Source organism: Lentzea alba (genome assembly GCF_011067745.1).
In the GTDB taxonomy this organism is placed as follows: domain Bacteria; phylum Actinomycetota; class Actinomycetes; order Mycobacteriales; family Pseudonocardiaceae; genus Lentzea; species Lentzea alba.
This window is the reverse complement of the sequence record NZ_JAAMPJ010000001.1, coordinates 885,364-900,724: the sequence shown is the minus strand read 5'-3', so window position 1 is coordinate 900,724 and position 15,361 is coordinate 885,364. Positions and strand designations below refer to the sequence as shown.

At 69.5% G+C, this 15,361-nt stretch carries 15 protein-coding genes; 7 read left to right on the top strand and 8 right to left on the bottom strand.

The annotated features are described in order from the left end of the window. Window positions 1-198: 198 nt before the first annotated feature. A complete protein-coding gene (locus G7043_RS04215; protein ID WP_166044022.1) occupies window positions 199-1,071 on the bottom strand; it encodes a LysR family transcriptional regulator in 873 nt (290 codons plus the stop codon). A gap of 70 nt (window positions 1,072-1,141) precedes the next feature. Here G7043_RS04215 and G7043_RS04210 point away from each other — a divergent pair, with 70 nt between their 5' ends. The 6 genes from G7043_RS04210 to G7043_RS04185 all read left to right on the top strand — a co-directional run bounded on the left by G7043_RS04210 (window position 1,142) and on the right by G7043_RS04185 (window position 5,096). Beyond that, window positions 1,142-2,137 carry an FAD-binding oxidoreductase gene (locus tag G7043_RS04210; protein WP_166044020.1) on the top strand — a complete coding sequence of 332 codons (996 nt, stop codon included), beginning with the start codon at window positions 1,142-1,144 and terminating at the stop codon, window positions 2,135-2,137. A gap of 5 nt (window positions 2,138-2,142) precedes the next feature. Then, window positions 2,143-2,763, top strand: coding sequence for a response regulator transcription factor (locus tag G7043_RS04205; RefSeq protein ID WP_166044018.1), 621 nt, complete (start codon window positions 2,143-2,145; stop codon window positions 2,761-2,763). A gap of 70 nt (window positions 2,764-2,833) precedes the next feature. After that, window positions 2,834-3,205 carry an ATP-binding protein gene (locus G7043_RS04200; RefSeq protein ID WP_166044016.1) on the top strand — a complete coding sequence of 124 codons (372 nt, stop codon included), beginning with the start codon at window positions 2,834-2,836 and terminating at the stop codon, window positions 3,203-3,205. Window positions 3,206-3,221: 16 nt separating this feature from the next. Beyond that, a complete protein-coding gene (locus G7043_RS04195; RefSeq protein ID WP_313887689.1) occupies window positions 3,222-4,247 on the top strand; it encodes a PAS domain-containing sensor histidine kinase in 1,026 nt (341 codons plus the stop codon). Continuing rightward, window positions 4,244-4,612 carry a response regulator gene (locus G7043_RS04190; RefSeq protein WP_313887688.1) on the top strand — a complete coding sequence of 123 codons (369 nt, stop codon included), beginning with the start codon at window positions 4,244-4,246 and terminating at the stop codon, window positions 4,610-4,612. Before G7043_RS04195 ends, G7043_RS04190 begins: the two co-directional genes overlap by 4 nt. 100 nt (window positions 4,613-4,712) lie before the next feature. Continuing rightward, window positions 4,713-5,096, top strand: coding sequence for an STAS domain-containing protein (locus G7043_RS04185; RefSeq protein WP_166044014.1), 384 nt, complete (start codon window positions 4,713-4,715; stop codon window positions 5,094-5,096). A 17-nt stretch (window positions 5,097-5,113) separates the two neighbouring features. Here the strand turns inward: G7043_RS04185 and G7043_RS49770 are convergent, their stop codons facing one another. The 7 genes from G7043_RS49770 to G7043_RS04150 form a co-directional block, all read right to left on the bottom strand. Next, window positions 5,114-6,259 (bottom strand): glycosyltransferase, encoded by a 1,146-nt coding sequence (locus G7043_RS49770; protein WP_166044012.1) that lies wholly within the window; start codon window positions 6,257-6,259, stop codon window positions 5,114-5,116. A 21-nt stretch (window positions 6,260-6,280) separates the two neighbouring features. Beyond that, window positions 6,281-7,360 carry a nucleotide disphospho-sugar-binding domain-containing protein gene (locus G7043_RS04175; RefSeq protein WP_166044009.1) on the bottom strand — a complete coding sequence of 360 codons (1,080 nt, stop codon included), beginning with the start codon at window positions 7,358-7,360 and terminating at the stop codon, window positions 6,281-6,283. A 247-nt stretch (window positions 7,361-7,607) separates the two neighbouring features. Continuing rightward, a complete protein-coding gene (locus G7043_RS04170) occupies window positions 7,608-8,132 on the bottom strand; it encodes a TetR family transcriptional regulator (protein WP_166044007.1) in 525 nt (174 codons plus the stop codon). A gap of 118 nt (window positions 8,133-8,250) precedes the next feature. Continuing rightward, window positions 8,251-9,171, bottom strand: a complete 921-nt coding sequence (locus G7043_RS04165; protein ID WP_166044006.1) for a hypothetical protein — start codon at window positions 9,169-9,171, stop codon at window positions 8,251-8,253. Window positions 9,172-9,314: 143 nt separating this feature from the next. Further along, entirely contained in the window at window positions 9,315-12,074 is a 2,760-nt protein-coding gene (locus G7043_RS49765; RefSeq protein ID WP_166044004.1) for a helix-turn-helix transcriptional regulator, read from the bottom strand. Between the two features lie 86 nt (window positions 12,075-12,160). Then, window positions 12,161-13,081 carry an LCP family protein gene (locus tag G7043_RS04155; RefSeq protein ID WP_166044002.1) on the bottom strand — a complete coding sequence of 307 codons (921 nt, stop codon included), beginning with the start codon at window positions 13,079-13,081 and terminating at the stop codon, window positions 12,161-12,163. Further along, window positions 13,078-13,584, bottom strand: coding sequence for a SigE family RNA polymerase sigma factor (locus G7043_RS04150; protein ID WP_166043999.1), 507 nt, complete (start codon window positions 13,582-13,584; stop codon window positions 13,078-13,080). The genes G7043_RS04155 and G7043_RS04150 overlap by 4 nt, the downstream gene beginning before the upstream one ends. Window positions 13,585-13,747: 163 nt before the next feature. On the opposite strand from G7043_RS04150, the gene G7043_RS04145 reads away from it, so the two are divergent. Beyond that, the gene (locus G7043_RS04145; RefSeq protein ID WP_166043997.1) at window positions 13,748-15,361 is read left to right on the top strand and encodes a PI-PLC domain-containing protein; all 1,614 of its coding nucleotides are present in this window, start codon (window positions 13,748-13,750) and stop codon (window positions 15,359-15,361) included.

The following is a 15,361-nucleotide window of genomic DNA, read 5'->3' as shown; positions in this document are numbered from 1 at the left end:
GTCCTCGAAGAAACAGCTGGAGGGTTCAGAACCGTTGGACCGCCACCACCCTCCTCCAGCGGTCCTGAAGGAGGGACTGGAGAAGGGTCAGAGTCGGGCGCCGGCCAGCTGTGCCGAGGCAACGGCGAGCGCGCCCGCAGGAACACCTGCGAACGTGTTGAGCTCAGCCGTCAGGAACATGCGGTGATCGTGACAGACCTACGGTTTCGCTGTCACTTGGTTTTCCGCCACCCGGATCAGCGCCCGCGCGGCAGGGCTGTGCGGCCCCTCCGAACGCCACGCGAAACCGAGCCTGCTGGACGGTGACGGGTCGGTGATCCGCACTGCGTGCAGCCCGTCAGTCATCGACAGCGCCAGGATCGCCGGGCCGAGTCCGCGCTGCGCCAGCGTGATCACCATCGGCGGTGCGGACGCCTCGAAGGCGATCCGCGGCCGGCGCGACCCGCACGCCGCGTCCAGCGCCCCGCGCAGCCCCGTTCCCGGCGGCAGGCTGATCAACCCGCGCTCCAGCAGTTCGTCCAGTGAAACGGATTCTCTGCCGTACCAAGGATCTTCGGGAGCAACCGCGGCCACCAGCGGTTCATCCGCCAGCACCCGCACCGACAACCCGTCCGGTGCCGAACCCGCGTAGCCGATCAGGGCGAAGTCCAGCTGACCGTCCAGAAGAGACTCTATCAACGCGTCGGAGTTCGCCTCCACCAACGTGATCTCCACGTCGGGATGCGAGGAGTGGAACGCGGACAACAGCTCCGGCAGGTCCATGATCCCGCACGACACGACCATCCCGACGCGCACGACTCCGCGCACCAGCCCGGCCATCTCCTCCACGGTCCGCCGCGCCGACTCCACCGACTGCAAGGCCACCCGTGCCAACGGCAGCACCGCCGCTCCGACGTCCGTCAGCGTGACACCGCGTCCCGATCGGTCCAGCAGGTCGTGCCCGAGCTCCCGCTCCAGTCGCCGGATCTGCGCGCTCACGCCGGGCTGCGCGACGTGCACCCGTTCCGCCGCCCGCGTGAACGACGCCTCCTCGGCGACCGCGACGAAGTACTCAAGCTGCCGAAGCTCCATAACCAATGATTATAGACCTGAGCACAACTATGTCTTGGACATATAACAGCAGGCCAACCATGCTGGATTTATGCGAATCTTCTACCCCGGAGACACCGGCTACGACGACGAACGGAGCGGCTTCCAGACCGGACTCCGCCACGAACCCCAGGTGATTTTCGCCGTGGAGAACGCACGGGACGTCGAACAAGCCGTCCACCACGCCGAAACCCGCGGTCTCGACCACACGGTCCACACCACCGGCCACGGCCTGACCACCCCGGCCACCGGCGTCCTCATCTCGACCAGGCGCATGAACAACGTCGAGATCGATCCGACGACCAGGACCGCGAGGGCCGAGGCAGGCGCGGTCTGGCAGCAGGTGATCGAGCAGGCCTCACCGCACGGCCTCGCCCCGCTCAGCGGTGACGCGAGCGACGTGGGCGTCGTCGGCTACACGCTCGGCGGCGGGTTCAGCGTGCTGGCCCGTGAGTTCGGCTTCGCGAGCGATCGCGTCCGCAAGACCGAGAAGGTCGGAGACGTCGTCACCGCGCTGGAGTTCGACCTCCTGGAGATCGACCAGGTCCACGCGGGCGAGCTGCACTTCGACGCCGAGCACGCCGAAGCGGTGTTCGAGGCGTTCCACTCGTGGGACCTGCCCGACCACGTCACGCCGACGCTCACGACCCTCGGTGACGTCGTCCGCCTCACCTTCGCGAGCACCAGGCCGTTCGACGTCGACCACCTCCGCGTCGCCCCGACGCTGATCGACGAGTTCGGCCGGAAGCCGTTCGCCGAGGCAGCCGGCAAACCCCTCCCGCCGCACACCTACCAGGGCGACAACGTGCTGCTCGACGACCTCCCGCTGGACGTGCTGCACCGCGTCCGGCAGGCAGCGTCCAACGCCGGAGTGCCCGTCTTCCTCGGCCTCATGCCACTCGGCGGCGCACTCAAGACCGAGGCCACGCACCTGCTGAAGCTGATCTCACCGTTGCTCGGCGTCGAGCAGCAGCACGAGGAGGTGTTCGACGAAGTGCGATCGTTCGTCGTCGGACGGTCGCGGAATTTCCGGTACGCCGTAGGCTGAACCACATGACCAGAGTGGTTCTCGTGGAGGACCACGACATGGTCGCCGAGGCGATCGGACTGGCGCTGGAACGCGCCGGGATCGAGGTGATCGCCCGTGCGTCCACCGTCGCGGCCGCGCTCGCGCACACCCGCGGCGGCAAGCCCGATGTCGTCCTCCTCGACCGCAGGCTGCCCGACGGTGACGGCACCGCGCTGATCCCGGAGCTCGTCCAGGCCGGCGTCAGGGTGCTGGTGCTGACCGGCGAGGCGACGGCGTCGATCGCCGCCCGCGTCGCCGAGGCCGGCGGTGCCGGGCTGATCCTCAAGTCCGCGCGGCTCGACGAGCTGGTCGAGGCGGTCCGCAGGGTCGCCGACGGCGAGGTGGTGTTCGACCAGAAGCTCCTCGGGGGTGTGCTGGACCGGCTGAGCGGCCGGATCAAGTTCGCCGGAGCCACCCTCACCGCACGCGAGCAGGAGACGTTGCTGCTGCTCGCGGACGGCGCGGGCACCGACCAGATCTCCAGCAGGCTCGGCGTCGCCCGCAACACCGCGCGCAACCACGTGCAGCGCGTGCTCGACAAGCTCGGTGCCAGTTCGAAGCTGGAGGCGGTGTCCATCGCGCGCCGCGAGGGCCTGCTCGACTGATGCAACTGCACTACACGAGCTGATCTGCCTGCGTCTGCTTCCGGCGGCGGCGTTGCTGCACTGTGCTTCTGTGGCCACGAGTTCGCTCACCGAAGCGGTGTTCTCCCTTCCGGGTGAGGACCGGCGCGGGGGTGTGGCACTCGCCCGCGACTTCGCCCGCCGGGCCACGGCCATCTGCGGTTACCTCGGCAACCACGACGACGTCGTGCTGGTCGTCAACGAGCTGACCACCAACGCCGTCCGCCACGGCAGCGGCCGCCCGCTGGTGCGCATCGTCGGTGGCCGGGACCAGATGCTGGTCGAGGTCGCCGACGACGACGACGCCAGACCCGAAGTGCGTGCCGGGCGCTGGGGACTCCAGCTGGTCGCCCTGTTCAGCGAGAGCTGGGGTGTGACAGAACGTGCTGGTCAGAAGGTCGTCTGGTGTGAGCTGACGGCCTGACCGCCATGATGTGGCCGTGGAACCGGACGACTGGCGAGACAGCGACCTCTTCCGTCTGCTCGTCCTCGGCGTGCGGGACTACGGGATCTTCATGCTCGACCCCGGCGGGCACGTCGTGAGCTGGAACGCCGGCGCCGAGCGCATCAAGGGTTATGCCGCCGAGGAGATCATCGGACGGCACTTCTCCACGTTCTACCCGATCGAGGACGTCCAGGCCGGCAAGCCCGACTGGGAGCTGCGGGTCGCGCGGGCCGAAGGCGCCCTGGAGGACGAGGGCTGGCGGGTGCGCAAGGACGGCACCCGGTTCTGGGCCAACGTGATCATCACCGCGCTCTACGACGACAGCGGCGAGCTGCGCGGGTTCGGCAAGGTCACCCGGGACATGACCGAACGGCGGCGGGCCGAGCAGCAGCTCACCGACCGGCGCCGGCTGCTCGCCCATCTGGTCGAGGCGCAGGAGCGGGAACGGCAGCGCATCGCGTGGGACGTCCACGATGACACGATCCAGGCCATGGTGGCCGTCGACATGAGGTTGCAGCTGCTCGCGACCAAGCTGCCCGCAGAGCACCGTGCGACCGTGGACCAGCTCGACGGCGCGGTCCGGGCGACCATCAGCCGGCTGCGCAACCTGGTGTACCGCGTCCGCCCGCCCGGCATCGAGCGGCAGGGCCTGCGGAACTCGCTGGCCGCGTACCTCGCGGACACCGCGATGGTGGGGGAGATCCGCTACGCGTTCGAACGCGAGCCCGGTGACGACGCGGCCATCACGATCTTCCGCATCTGCCAGGAGGCGCTGACCAACGTGCGCAAGCACGCGCGGGCGTCGGCCGTCACCCTCGATCTGTCCACAGTGGACCGGGGGTTCCTGGTCCGGGTCGTCGACGACGGTGCCGGACTGCCCGACCTCGACCCGAACGCGGGCCACTTCGGACTGATCGAGATGCGCGAACGAGCGGAGGCCGCGGGCGGCTGGTGCAGCGTGTCCGGAGGGCCGGCCGGGGGCACCGTGGTCGAGTTCTGGCTGCCGGACGTGCGGCCGTGATCGTCCGGATCCTCATCGCCGACGACGATCCGCTGATCAGGGACGTCCTGCGGGACGTGCTCGACGACCAGCCGGACATGGAGGTCGTCGCGGTCGCCGCCGACGCCCGCGAGGCAGTGGAACTGGCTGAGCGTCACGCTCCGGCGGTGGTCGTGCTGGACGTCCGGATGCCGTGCGGAGGTGGTTCGCACGCGGCCACCGAGATCCTGCAGCGCGCGCCCGGCACGCGGATCCTGGCGTTCTCCGCCTACACCGATCCCGGCGCCGTCGACGAGATGCGCCGCGCCGGTGTCACCGACTACCTGGCCAAAGGCGTGCGCAACACCGAACTGGTCGCCGCCGTCCGGCGTTTGGGCGAACGATAGGTTGTGGTGTGGAAGCAACAGCCGTAACGTCGAAGGCTCAGCCGGGTTCAGCAAGGTGCTCGGACCGGTACCTATGTGCTTCGGCCACCGGGGAGTGCTGGTGAACGAAGATCAGCTCAGGGAATCACCGCTGCTCACAGTCCGTGCCGCGGACGTCGCGGGGATCGTGGTAGTCGCGGTGGAAGGCGAGATCGACGTCGACACCGCCGACGACGTGCTCGACGCGCTTCGCCTCGGCTTCGAGGCGGGAGGGCCCGCCGTTGTCGCCGATCTCACCGAGGTCAGCTTCTTCGGCTCGACCGGCATCTCCACGTTGATCACGGCCCACGAGCTCTCCGAGGAGCACCACACGGGTTTCCACGTCGTGGCGCCACAACGCGCGGTGAAGAGGCCGTTGCAGGTCACGGGAGTGGCCGACGTGCTGGCCCTGTACGACTCGATCGACGAGGTGTTGTCCGCGCTGAAACCGGTGCCCAGCGAGTAGGCACCGGGTCCACCGCGTCAGCCGGCCAGTTCGACCAGCTTCGGCACGATCTCGTCCGGATGCGGCATGGCGGCGATCTCCGCCGCGATGCGCGCGTTCGCGGCGTGAACGTCGTTGTCCCGCAGCAACTTCTGGGCGATCTCGCGCGCCGCGTCCGCCGTGAACGCCTCGCCGACGAGCTGGGCGCCCAGGCCTGAGCTCGCGACGAGCTCGGCGTTGCGGAACTGGTCGGCGCCCTGCGGCAGGACGAGCTGGGGCACGCCGTGGGTCATCGCGGCGATGGTGGTGCCGGAGCCGCCGTGGTGCGCGACGAGATCCGCGTGCGCGAGCAGATCCGCCTGAGGCACCCACGGCAGCACGTGCACGTTGCCCGGCACGTCGGCCAGCTCGGCCGGGTCGACCAGCGGCCCACTGGCGACCAGCACCTCGGCGTCGAGGCGGGACAGCCCGGCGATGGCGGTGCGCAGCAGATCCGGGTTCGCGAACGCGGTGCCGAACGTCAAATACACGAGCGGCTGCCGGTGTTCGATCACCCATTCGGGCAATTCCCCGGATTCGGCGAAGGGGATCGGTCGCATCAGAATGCGATCGAAGTCGGAAAGATACGACAAATCCTGTAGAGACGGAGGGAAGACGTCGAGGTACGGCGCTCCGAGTCCGAAATGCTGCCCATGCGGTACCTGAATGCCGAGTTCGGCGACGTACTCCAGCAACAGGTCGCTCATGGCCTCCGGGACCATCGTCTCGTCCATCTTGCCGAACCCGTGGCACACCGACGGGATGCCCGCCTGCAGGGCCGCGAGGCCGGCGCCGGGGTTGACGATCTCGAAGACGACCAGGTCGGGCCGCTCGCGGAGCAGAACCGGCTCCAGGTCCGCCACGAACGCCCTGGGCAGCACAGATCCGAAGGCCTCGACGGCGGTCTGCCGCAACATGTCCCGCCGGAACTCCGGTGTGCCGTGCAGTTCGTTGGCTTGCCGGAACGCGTCCCCGATGCTCAGCCCCGCGTCCACCGCCGTGAAACCCAGCTTTTCCACCGTCGGGTGAAAGCCGGGATCGATCGCGTAAACGATGTCATGACCCTGCTCGCGGGCGGAGATCGCGAGCGGGAGTAACGGGTATGTGTGTCCGTGTGAGCCTAAGCTCGAGAAGAGAATGCGCACCCGCCCCACAATAGGTGCTTCTCATTTCAGCGGGATGAGATCTTCCAGAGTCGCCGCGACCTCCGCCGGCGCCGGCATCCCGGCGATCTCGTCGCGCACCTCACCCGCCGCCCGCTGCAGTTTCGAGTCCTCGATCAACCCGGTGAGCAGTTCGGGCGTGACCTCCCGCGCCGCCGCCCTGAGCCCGGCACCGCGCCCGGCGATCGCGTTCGCGTGCACCGTCCGGTCACCCGGCCCCGGCTCGACCAGCTGCGGCACCCCGGCCGCCAGCGCTCCGAGCACCGTGCCCGCGCCACCGTGGTGCACGATCCCGTCGCAGAACGGCAGCACCCGCGGAATCGGCACCCACCCGACCGTCCGGACGTTGTCCGGCAGACCTTCCGCGCGTTCCGGCCGGACCAGCACGAACTCGGCGTCCACCCGTTCCGCCGCCCTGACCACCGCCGCCATCATCCGCCCCGACCCGGGACCGGGCGCCGTGCTGCGGCTCACCAGGATCCGCGGCTTGCCGGAGGGTTCGGCCAGCCACTGCGGCACCTCGCCGTCACCGCTGTAGGCGACGAACCGCATCGGCCGCCCACCCCAGAACTCCGCGAGGGACTTCGGCGCGGTCCGCAGAATCGTGGCCGGAGAACGCACCCCGGCCTTCATCCGAGCACCGACCGCCGCCGTCAGCTCCAGCCCGTCGAACAACGACACGTCGTGCACGATCGACGGCACCCCGAGCGCCGACCCGGCGGCCGCCAGCGGTTCGTGCACCACGACGTCCGGCTGCCACTTCTTCGCCAGCGCCTGCAACGGCTCGGTCATCGCGTCGCCGACCGCCCCGAACAACCGGGACACGAAGTCCAGCCTGCCGCTGCCCCGCATCTCCCTCTTCGCCACGAACGGGTGCGTGACCATGATGCGCAACGCGATCGGCCCGAAGCGGACCTTCGCGGGGACGACGTCCTCGACGTGCAGACCCGAGTCGCGGACCCGCAGCGCCTCGCCGCCGGTCGCCACCACGACCTCGTGTCCCGCGTCCCGCAGCGCCAACGCGAAGGGCATCAACGGGAAGACATGGCCCAGGAGCGGGGCGGCGACCACGAGAACACGCATACGACCAGGTTAACCACATGTGAGCGGTGCTCGTGGCTGTCAGACTCCGGCTGTGCGACGGTCGTGGAACGTGATCAACCGCGACGACGAGCCCGGCGGCCTGGTGGAGCTCATCGCCTCGCAGAAGGCCATCGTCTGGGAACAGGTGCCCGTGGCGGATCCGGCACTGGACTTCAACAGCGAGCTGGTCCGGGAGGGCCTCGCCGAGCTGCTGATCCTGCGACCGCCGCCGAGGCGCTGGTGTGACCTACGGGTCCACCAGCCGCCGCACGGCTTCCTCGACGGTCCGCCGCCGCACCGCGTGATCCGACCCCCACGCCGGCGCGTTCGACCACATCGACGCGATCGCCAGCACCAGCTGCAACACGTGCTCCGCCGGGAACCGGCACGACACCAGCCCCAGCTCCTGCGCCGACCGGATCGCCTCCACATCGGCCGCCCGACTGACGATTCCCCAGCGCCGCTCCAGCCGTTGCCAGGTGGCGAGCCGCGCGAACTCGGGGTGCCGGTGCTGCAGGTCGTACAGCCGCGCCGCGTAGCCGGGGAGGTCGCGGGCGTCGAACTCCACCGACGCCGCGCGCATCACTTCGGACTGCACGGCGTCGAACAGCTCGTCCTTGCCGCCGTAGTAGGTGTACGCGAGACCCGCGGAACACCCGGCGATGCGGGCGATCCGTTCCATCCGTGCGCCGGCGATCCCGTAGGCCGCGAACTCGACGCACGCGGCGTCCAGCAACCGGCGGCGGGTTCGTTCCCGATCGCGGCCGACCATGGAGTTCAGGCTATGGCGAAGGGGCCGCGCCCATGAAGGGCGCGGCCCCAGGTTGATGAGGGGAGCTTTCACAAACCTGAGGTTTATGAAAGCTCCCCTCATCAACCACCTGGACGGGTTACTTGGCCATGTCGAACCAGTTGAAGCCCTCGACCATCTGACGCGTGGTGTCGCTGACGTAGCGCGGGCCGGTCAGCTCCCAGCGCGTCACCGTGCGGTAGGTGCCCGGCTGCATCGACTCGTCCTCACGGGTGTTCTCGTCGTCCTTGACCGGGACGTACTCGGTGAAGACCTTCTTGTTCAGCGTGACGTCGAGCGACTCGTAGGCGGACTGGGTGTAGAGGTAGTTGCCCTGGCCGCTGTCCAGCGCGCGGCCGGGGTCGGCCAGCTTGAGCTGGATCGTGGTGCCGTTGAAGTTGCCGGTCGCGGACACGACCGTGACGATGTGGCCGCCGCTGCGCTGCAGGGAACCGGCCGTCGGGCCCGCCTTGTAGCGGCCGTACACCAGCTGGATCGGGCCCTCGTTCAGCTTGCGGGCGACGTCACCCGCGAAGTCCGCGGAGTCGTTGGTGCTGATGACGCCCTGCGTGGTCGTCCAGCCGGCGTCGCGGGCGGGCTTGGTGGCGATGTTCCACGCGCTGCGCAGGTTGGTGAGGTTGGTGCCGCCGTCGTACTTCGCGTCGACGCCGATGCGCCAGATCGAGTTGGTGATGACGCTGTAGTCGGAGGGGTCCTTCGGGTCGAGGTTGCCGACCTTGGTGGTCAGCCAGCCGACCGGCGCGTCCTTCTCGTGGCCCCAGTAGTGCAGGACGTTGTAGAGCGAAGCGGGGCCGCAGTAGGCGTTGCCGTTGCTCTCCAGACCGGCGCGGTGCTGGTCCACATCGCTGATGCCGCACTTCTTGACGTTGAACGTCGGGCCGACGAGGTCGGCGGCGCCGACGCACGGGGGCGGCGTGCCGATGATCGGGTCGGCGACCGCGGTGGCGGGGGCGACGACGGCGGTGAGAGCGGCGGCGGCGAGCAGAGCGTTGCGGATCATTTCGGTTTCCCCTTCGAGATCTTGTGTTCCCCTGTGGTGACACAAGATTCGCCGAGGCGAACCCCCAAAGGCATGAGGGACGATCCCTCAACCCTCAGCCGGAAAAGTTGGGTGTATCAGGCACACCCCCACGTCGCTCTGTCTCAGGCAAGGACGCGTGCGAGGTCCCTGCGACCTGCGATTCCGAGCTTCGTGTAGATCCGGCCGAGGTGGTTCTCGACCGTCTTGGGCGTCACGAACAGCTCCTGCGCGATCTCCCGGTTCGCCCGGCCCGCGGCCGCCAGGTCCGCCACCCGCCGCTCGGACGCCGTCAGGGCTTCGGCACCCACCACCAACTGCCGTCGCGGCCGGTCGCCGAGCGCTTCCAACGCCTCGACCGCCCGCGCCCGCAGCACCGCCGAGCCGCAGTCACCCGCGAGTTCGATGGCCCTGTGCAACGGCTCCCGCGCGTCCGTCCGCCGCCGCGCCACCCGCAGGGCCTCGCCCAGGTCGACCAGCGATCGGGCGAGCTCCAGCCGTGACGGTGAGTCCTCCAGCACCGAGACGGACTCGGTCAGCAGCTCCAGCCGCGCGTCGGGGGAGGCGTGCGCGAGCAGCCGCAGCGCCGCGCCGACCTCGGTCGCCGCGCCCCACTTGCGGGCCACGTCGAGCTGTTCGGCGGCCAGTTCCAGCGCGAGTTCGTGCTCGCCGAGCTGCAACGACGCCTTCGTCGCCGGTGCGCGCCAGGGGATCGTGGGCGGATCCACGTGCACCTGGTGCATCGCGTCCCGCTGGCGGTAAGCCTCGGACATCGCCCGTCGCGGGTCGCCCTGGGCCAGCGCGATCAACGCCCGCACCTCGTGCAGCCAGATCGTCGGCATGGTCGGACGGGCGTCCGCGTGCCTGCCGTCGAACGCCGCGATGAACGCCTCTGCTGCTGCGACGTCACCTCGTTCGAGTGCGGCGTACACGGCGAAGTGCGTCGAAGTCGCGCGCAGGCTGATCACCGCGGACACCGGGTCCTCGTGCGCGACGGCCGCCAGCGCGCCCTCGGCTTCCGCCTCGACGGCCTGCATGTTGCCGCAGCGCCAGTTCAGGAACAGCGAGGCGTTCGCGACCATCGCGAACTCCACCGGCGAACCGTGCGTGCGCACCTTCAGCCGTGCGCGTTCGATCTCTCGGCGCGCGGTGTCGACGCCGTCTGCCGCCATCAGCGCGAGCAACGCCACGAGCCACGCGACCATCGCGTCCGTGCTGCCCGTCGCGTCGTCGAGGTACGCGCCGTTCGCCAGCGCACGCGTCGCGGTCGCCGCCACCTCGTCGTGCGGCCACACCTCGTACCGGCCCATCTGCGCGAGGAGCCCGAGCAACGTGCGTTCGTCCGGAGTGCCGCCCGCCAGTCCCGCGTAGTCGCTGAGGTGCGCCGACGCGATCTGCCGCTGATCCGGCAGGAACGACCGGAACACCGCCAGCCGTGCCTCCAGGTGCAACCGCGACTCGCCGCCCGGCCTGGCCGCGATGGCCTCGGTCAGCTCCTCGATCGCCGCCGCCGGACCCTCGATCGCGGCGGTCGCGGAGGCAGCCGCCGCCACCAGTTCCGCGTCCGGCAACCCGGCCGCCGCGGCCTTGAGGTGCCGGTGCGCGTTCACCGCATCGCCGGTCCGCAGCAACGCCCGGCCCAGCTCGGCCCGCAGCGCGGCGTCGGTCGGCCGTTCCTCCACCGCCCGCGTCAGATGGGCTGCGGCGGTGCGTGGATCTCCGGCGGCCAGCAACGCCGACGCGGCCTTGCGCAGCACCTCGGCGGCGTTGGGCAGCGTCCCTTTGGGAGCGTGCACCAAGTGCGCGGCCACCCGATCGGCCGGCGCGTGCGTCTCCCACAACGTCGTCGCAGCGCGCGCGTGCAGCGAGGCGCGCGCGATCGGGCCGAGGCCGTTCAGCACCGCCTCACGCACAACGGGATGCACGTACTCGAGGTGGTCTCCGGTGACGATCACGTTCGCCGCGACCAACGCCTCGACCGCGGCCGGCAGATCCTTCACCTCGGCCAGCGCCGCCGCCTGCCACGGATCGGCATGCGTGCCGAGGACGGCGACCGCGCCCGCGAGCGCGACGGCCTCCGCGGGCAACCTGCCGAGCGTCGCCCGGAAGACGGTGCTGGGGCCGAGCCCGCCGATCTTCGCCGCGGTCCCGGCGTCTTCCAGCGGGAGCCCGAGCGCGGCGAGCTCGTCGACCAGCACACCGGTCAGGAACGGGTTGCCGCCGCTGGCCGCGTGCAGGGCCTCGACGACCTCGGGATGCCCGCCCACCAGCGCGCGGAGGGCTTCCGGGGTCAGCGGGCGGGGCATCAGCCGGTCCGCGGACACACTGAGCTGCGCGAGCGGCCCGAAGTTGTCCGCGGGCGGCCGGGTCGCGACGACCAGCGCGATCGGCAGGTCCGCGATCCGGCGGGACAGGTAGACGAGGAACTGCAGCGACGACAGGTCCGCCCAGTGCGCGTCGTCCACGGTGATCAGCAGCGGCCGGGTGGAGGAGAGGTCCACCGCGACCCACCACAACGAGTGCAGCGTGCGCGCGAGCTCGGCCTCGCTCGGGTCGAGCGCGGCGTCGTCCAGGGCCTTCAACGCCGCCCCGGACGGCCCCGCCAGGATCTTCTCGCGGATCTCGCCGGAGTACCGCGACACCGACCGCTCGACCATCTGCCGGACGACGCCCCACGCCATGGCGCTCTCCAGGGCGTCGCCGACAGCTTGGAGTCTCCCGAAACCGCGCTCCTTGGCCAGCTCGCGGCACTCGTGCACGAGCCTGGTCTTGCCGATGCCGGCGCGGCCCTCGATGACGACGACGCGACCCTCACCACGGGTGGCTGCGTCGAGAGCTTCACGAATGTGCGCGATCTCGGAATCTCGTTCAAGTGGTTCGCGCACGAATTGATCGTAGCGGCCATTCGGCGGGCTACATGCTGGTCATCGGCGGCGCAGACGGGCGACTTGATGCTCCATTGGTGTGAAGGTCAGTTCACGCACCTGTCCTGGGGCTGTGCCGTGCCGCCGAACTGCGCCTCGACGAACTGCTTCGCCTGTGCCTGATCGACCCCGAGGCCCTGTCCGTTCGGGGTGACACCGGGATCGGTGATCGGCAGGGTCGCCGTGAAGATCTTGACCGGGCCCTGGAACCGCTGCGCGAACGCCAGCACGTCCCACCCCTCGTCGACGCGGACGGACCTCCCCACCTCACCGGCGAGCGCGAGGGCGTTGTCCTTGTTGATCTTGGCGGCGAGTCCGGCGAGGAACGCCTGATGCCGCTTGATCCGGTCGAAATCGCCCATGGGCAGGCCCATGCGCTGACGAAGGAACTGCAGCGCCCGGTCGCCCTCGAGCGTCTGACTGCCGGCGGGAAAGGTGGCTCCGGTCTGGACGTCCACGGTCGCGGCGGACACGCAGACCTCGACCCCCCCGACGAGCTGCGCGATCCGGCCGAACTCGGACATCTTGATCACCGCGTAGTGGTCGACCTTCGTGGAGGTCAGCTGCTCGACCGTGCTGGTCAGCTTCTTCGGGTCCTGCCGGAAGAGGCGGTTGAGCCTCTCGTCGCCGACCTGGATGTCACGCGGCAACGACACGGCGCGGACGGATCCGTCGGCCTCGAACCGCGCGAGCACGAGCGAGTCCGTGTAGTCGTTGTTGTCGGTGCCGATGAGCAGCACGTTCTGCGCGGTCGCCGGTACCGGTTGCACGGCAGGTGACGCGTCGGTCTTCTTGATCGTCGTCGGGATGATGACGGCCGCCGCGGCGGCTGCCACCGTGAGCGTCGCGACGCCGATGATCAGGCCGAACGGCTTCTTCTTGCGCTTGTGCAGTTCGGCCAGCACGGTCCGGGAGTCGACGCGCTCCTCGGCTTCGGCGGCGATGGCCTGGCGGATCAGGTCGTTCACGAGTGCACCCCCAGGGTGGCGGACCGGGCAAGTTCGTGGGCACGCAACGTCTGCAGCGCGCGAGAGAGTTGGCTGCGCACGGTGGATTCCGCGCACCCCAGCACCTGTGCGATCTCCGCGTCACTGCAGTCCTCGTAGAACCGCAGCACCAACGCGGCACGTTGCTTGCGCGGCAAGACAGCGATCCGCGCGCGCATGGCCTCGCGTTCGGCGTGCGCGTCGGCTGGATCAGCCATCGACGGCACGTGCTTGGCGAGCTCGCTGCGTTCCACCGAGATCTCGCGCGCGGCCTTGCGGTGCCGCCACGACAGGTAGTCGTTGGTCACCATGCGCTTCACATAGAGGTAGGGAGCGTCCATCGCGCCGATGCGCTCCCACTTGTGCTGCGCGCGCATGAGCACGTTCTGCACGATGTCCTGCGCCAGGTGTTTGTCGCAGGTGATCGCGGTGGCGTACCTCAGCAGCCGGTCCAGCCGATCAGCGACGAACTGGTCGAACCCCACGCCGCCCCCTCACTTGTCCGTGGTCGTTGGCGGATCGGGAAACCCCGCTCGCCGCTCGATCCGCTGCATCGGCTTTTGTGGCCCGGACCACAGATGTCTCGGTTTGGACGGATTTCGGTGTGAAGTCTTTTCACGTTCACGCCGATGAACCAGCCTTCACCCCATGCGCATCATCCCTGCACTCGCGCTGTTGTCGCTGCTGCTCGTCCCCGTCGACGCGGCCGCCGCACCCAACGGCAACTACTACCTGCAAAGCGCCGTGACCGGCCAGAACGCCGCCGTGTCCGGCTCGTCCGTCCTCCAGCACCGCCCCAAGGGCAACGAGGACCGCCAGCAGTTCGCCTGGAACGGCAGCACCCTGTCCGAGGGCGGGCAGTGCCTCGGCCGCTCCGGCGACACCGCCCAGATGATCAGCTGCTCCAGCGCCGACGCCCAGTGGGTCGCGGTGCCCGACGACCAGGACCGCTACCGCTTCAAGGACCCCGGCGCGAACCGCTACCTGATCGCGTCCGGCACCGACCAGGTCCGCGTCGGCACCGGCAACGACACGTGGTTCCTCACGCCGGTCAACCCGGTCCGCTACCAGCCCCCGGCTGACCCGCGCCTGGACGAGATGACGTTCCTGACCGCCCACAACGCCTACGCGAACGGCGTCGACGGCGGCTTCACGTTCGCCAACATCGCCCCGAACCAGTCGCGCGGCATCGTGCAGCAGCTCAACGACGGCGTGCGTGGCTTCATGCTCGACATCCACCAAACGCCCGACGGCGCGATCCTCTGCCACAACAGCTGCACCCTGGTCAGCAAACCCGTGGCACTTGGCGTCGACATCCAGCGCATCGTCGACTTCCTGAAGTCACGCCCGACCGAGATCGTCACTGTGTTCCTGGAGGACTACGTCTCCGCCGACGTGCTCCGGTCCTCTCTCGCGTCCGTCAACGGCCTGAACGACGTGTTGTTCCGTGCCGAGGGCGTGCGGGAGAACGGCTGGCCGAGGTTGTCGCAGATGAGGGCGTCCGGCAAGCGTTTGCTCATCTTCACCGACCACGGCAAGGACGGCCGCGAGAACTCCGGCGTGCTCTACCAGCGGGACTGGACCGTCGAGAACTACTGGTCGATGGGCTCGGGCGTAGGCGCGTCCGACTGGTCCTGCTACTCCCGCTGGGGCGAGAAGCCGCTCACCGCCACGGAAGCCAACTTCCGCCCGCTGTTCGTCATGAACCACTTCCGCGACGTCCCCATGGAAGGCACCGTCGCGACCGACAACTCGAAGGCCGTCGACCGCGCCCGCCGCTTCTGCGAACCCGCGGCCCGCAAGACCCCGAACTACCTGGCCGTCGACTTCTACCACCGCAACACGCCAACGCTCCCGGCCGACCGCCACCCGTCCGGCGCCGGTTCCGTGGAGATGGCAACGGCTTCGACGCTCTGCCTGGACAACAACGCCGGCGGCACCGCCAACGGCAACCCGGTGCAGATCTGGACGTGCAACAACTCCTACGCGCAGAAGTGGCGCGTCGTCGCCGACGGCACGATCGCCATCTCCGGCAAATGCCTCGACATCGACAACGGCGGCACCACCAACGGCACGGCCGTGCGGCTGTGGGAGTGCAACGGCTCGGGCGCGCAGCAGTGGCGCGTGCGGTCTGACGGTTCGGTGCAGAACCCGCAGTCGGGGCTGTGCCTGGACAACCCCGGTGCGTCGACGACCCCGGGAACGCGCCTGAACATCTGGACCTGCAACGGTTCCGCGGCCCAGGCGTGGAGGTTCCGCTAG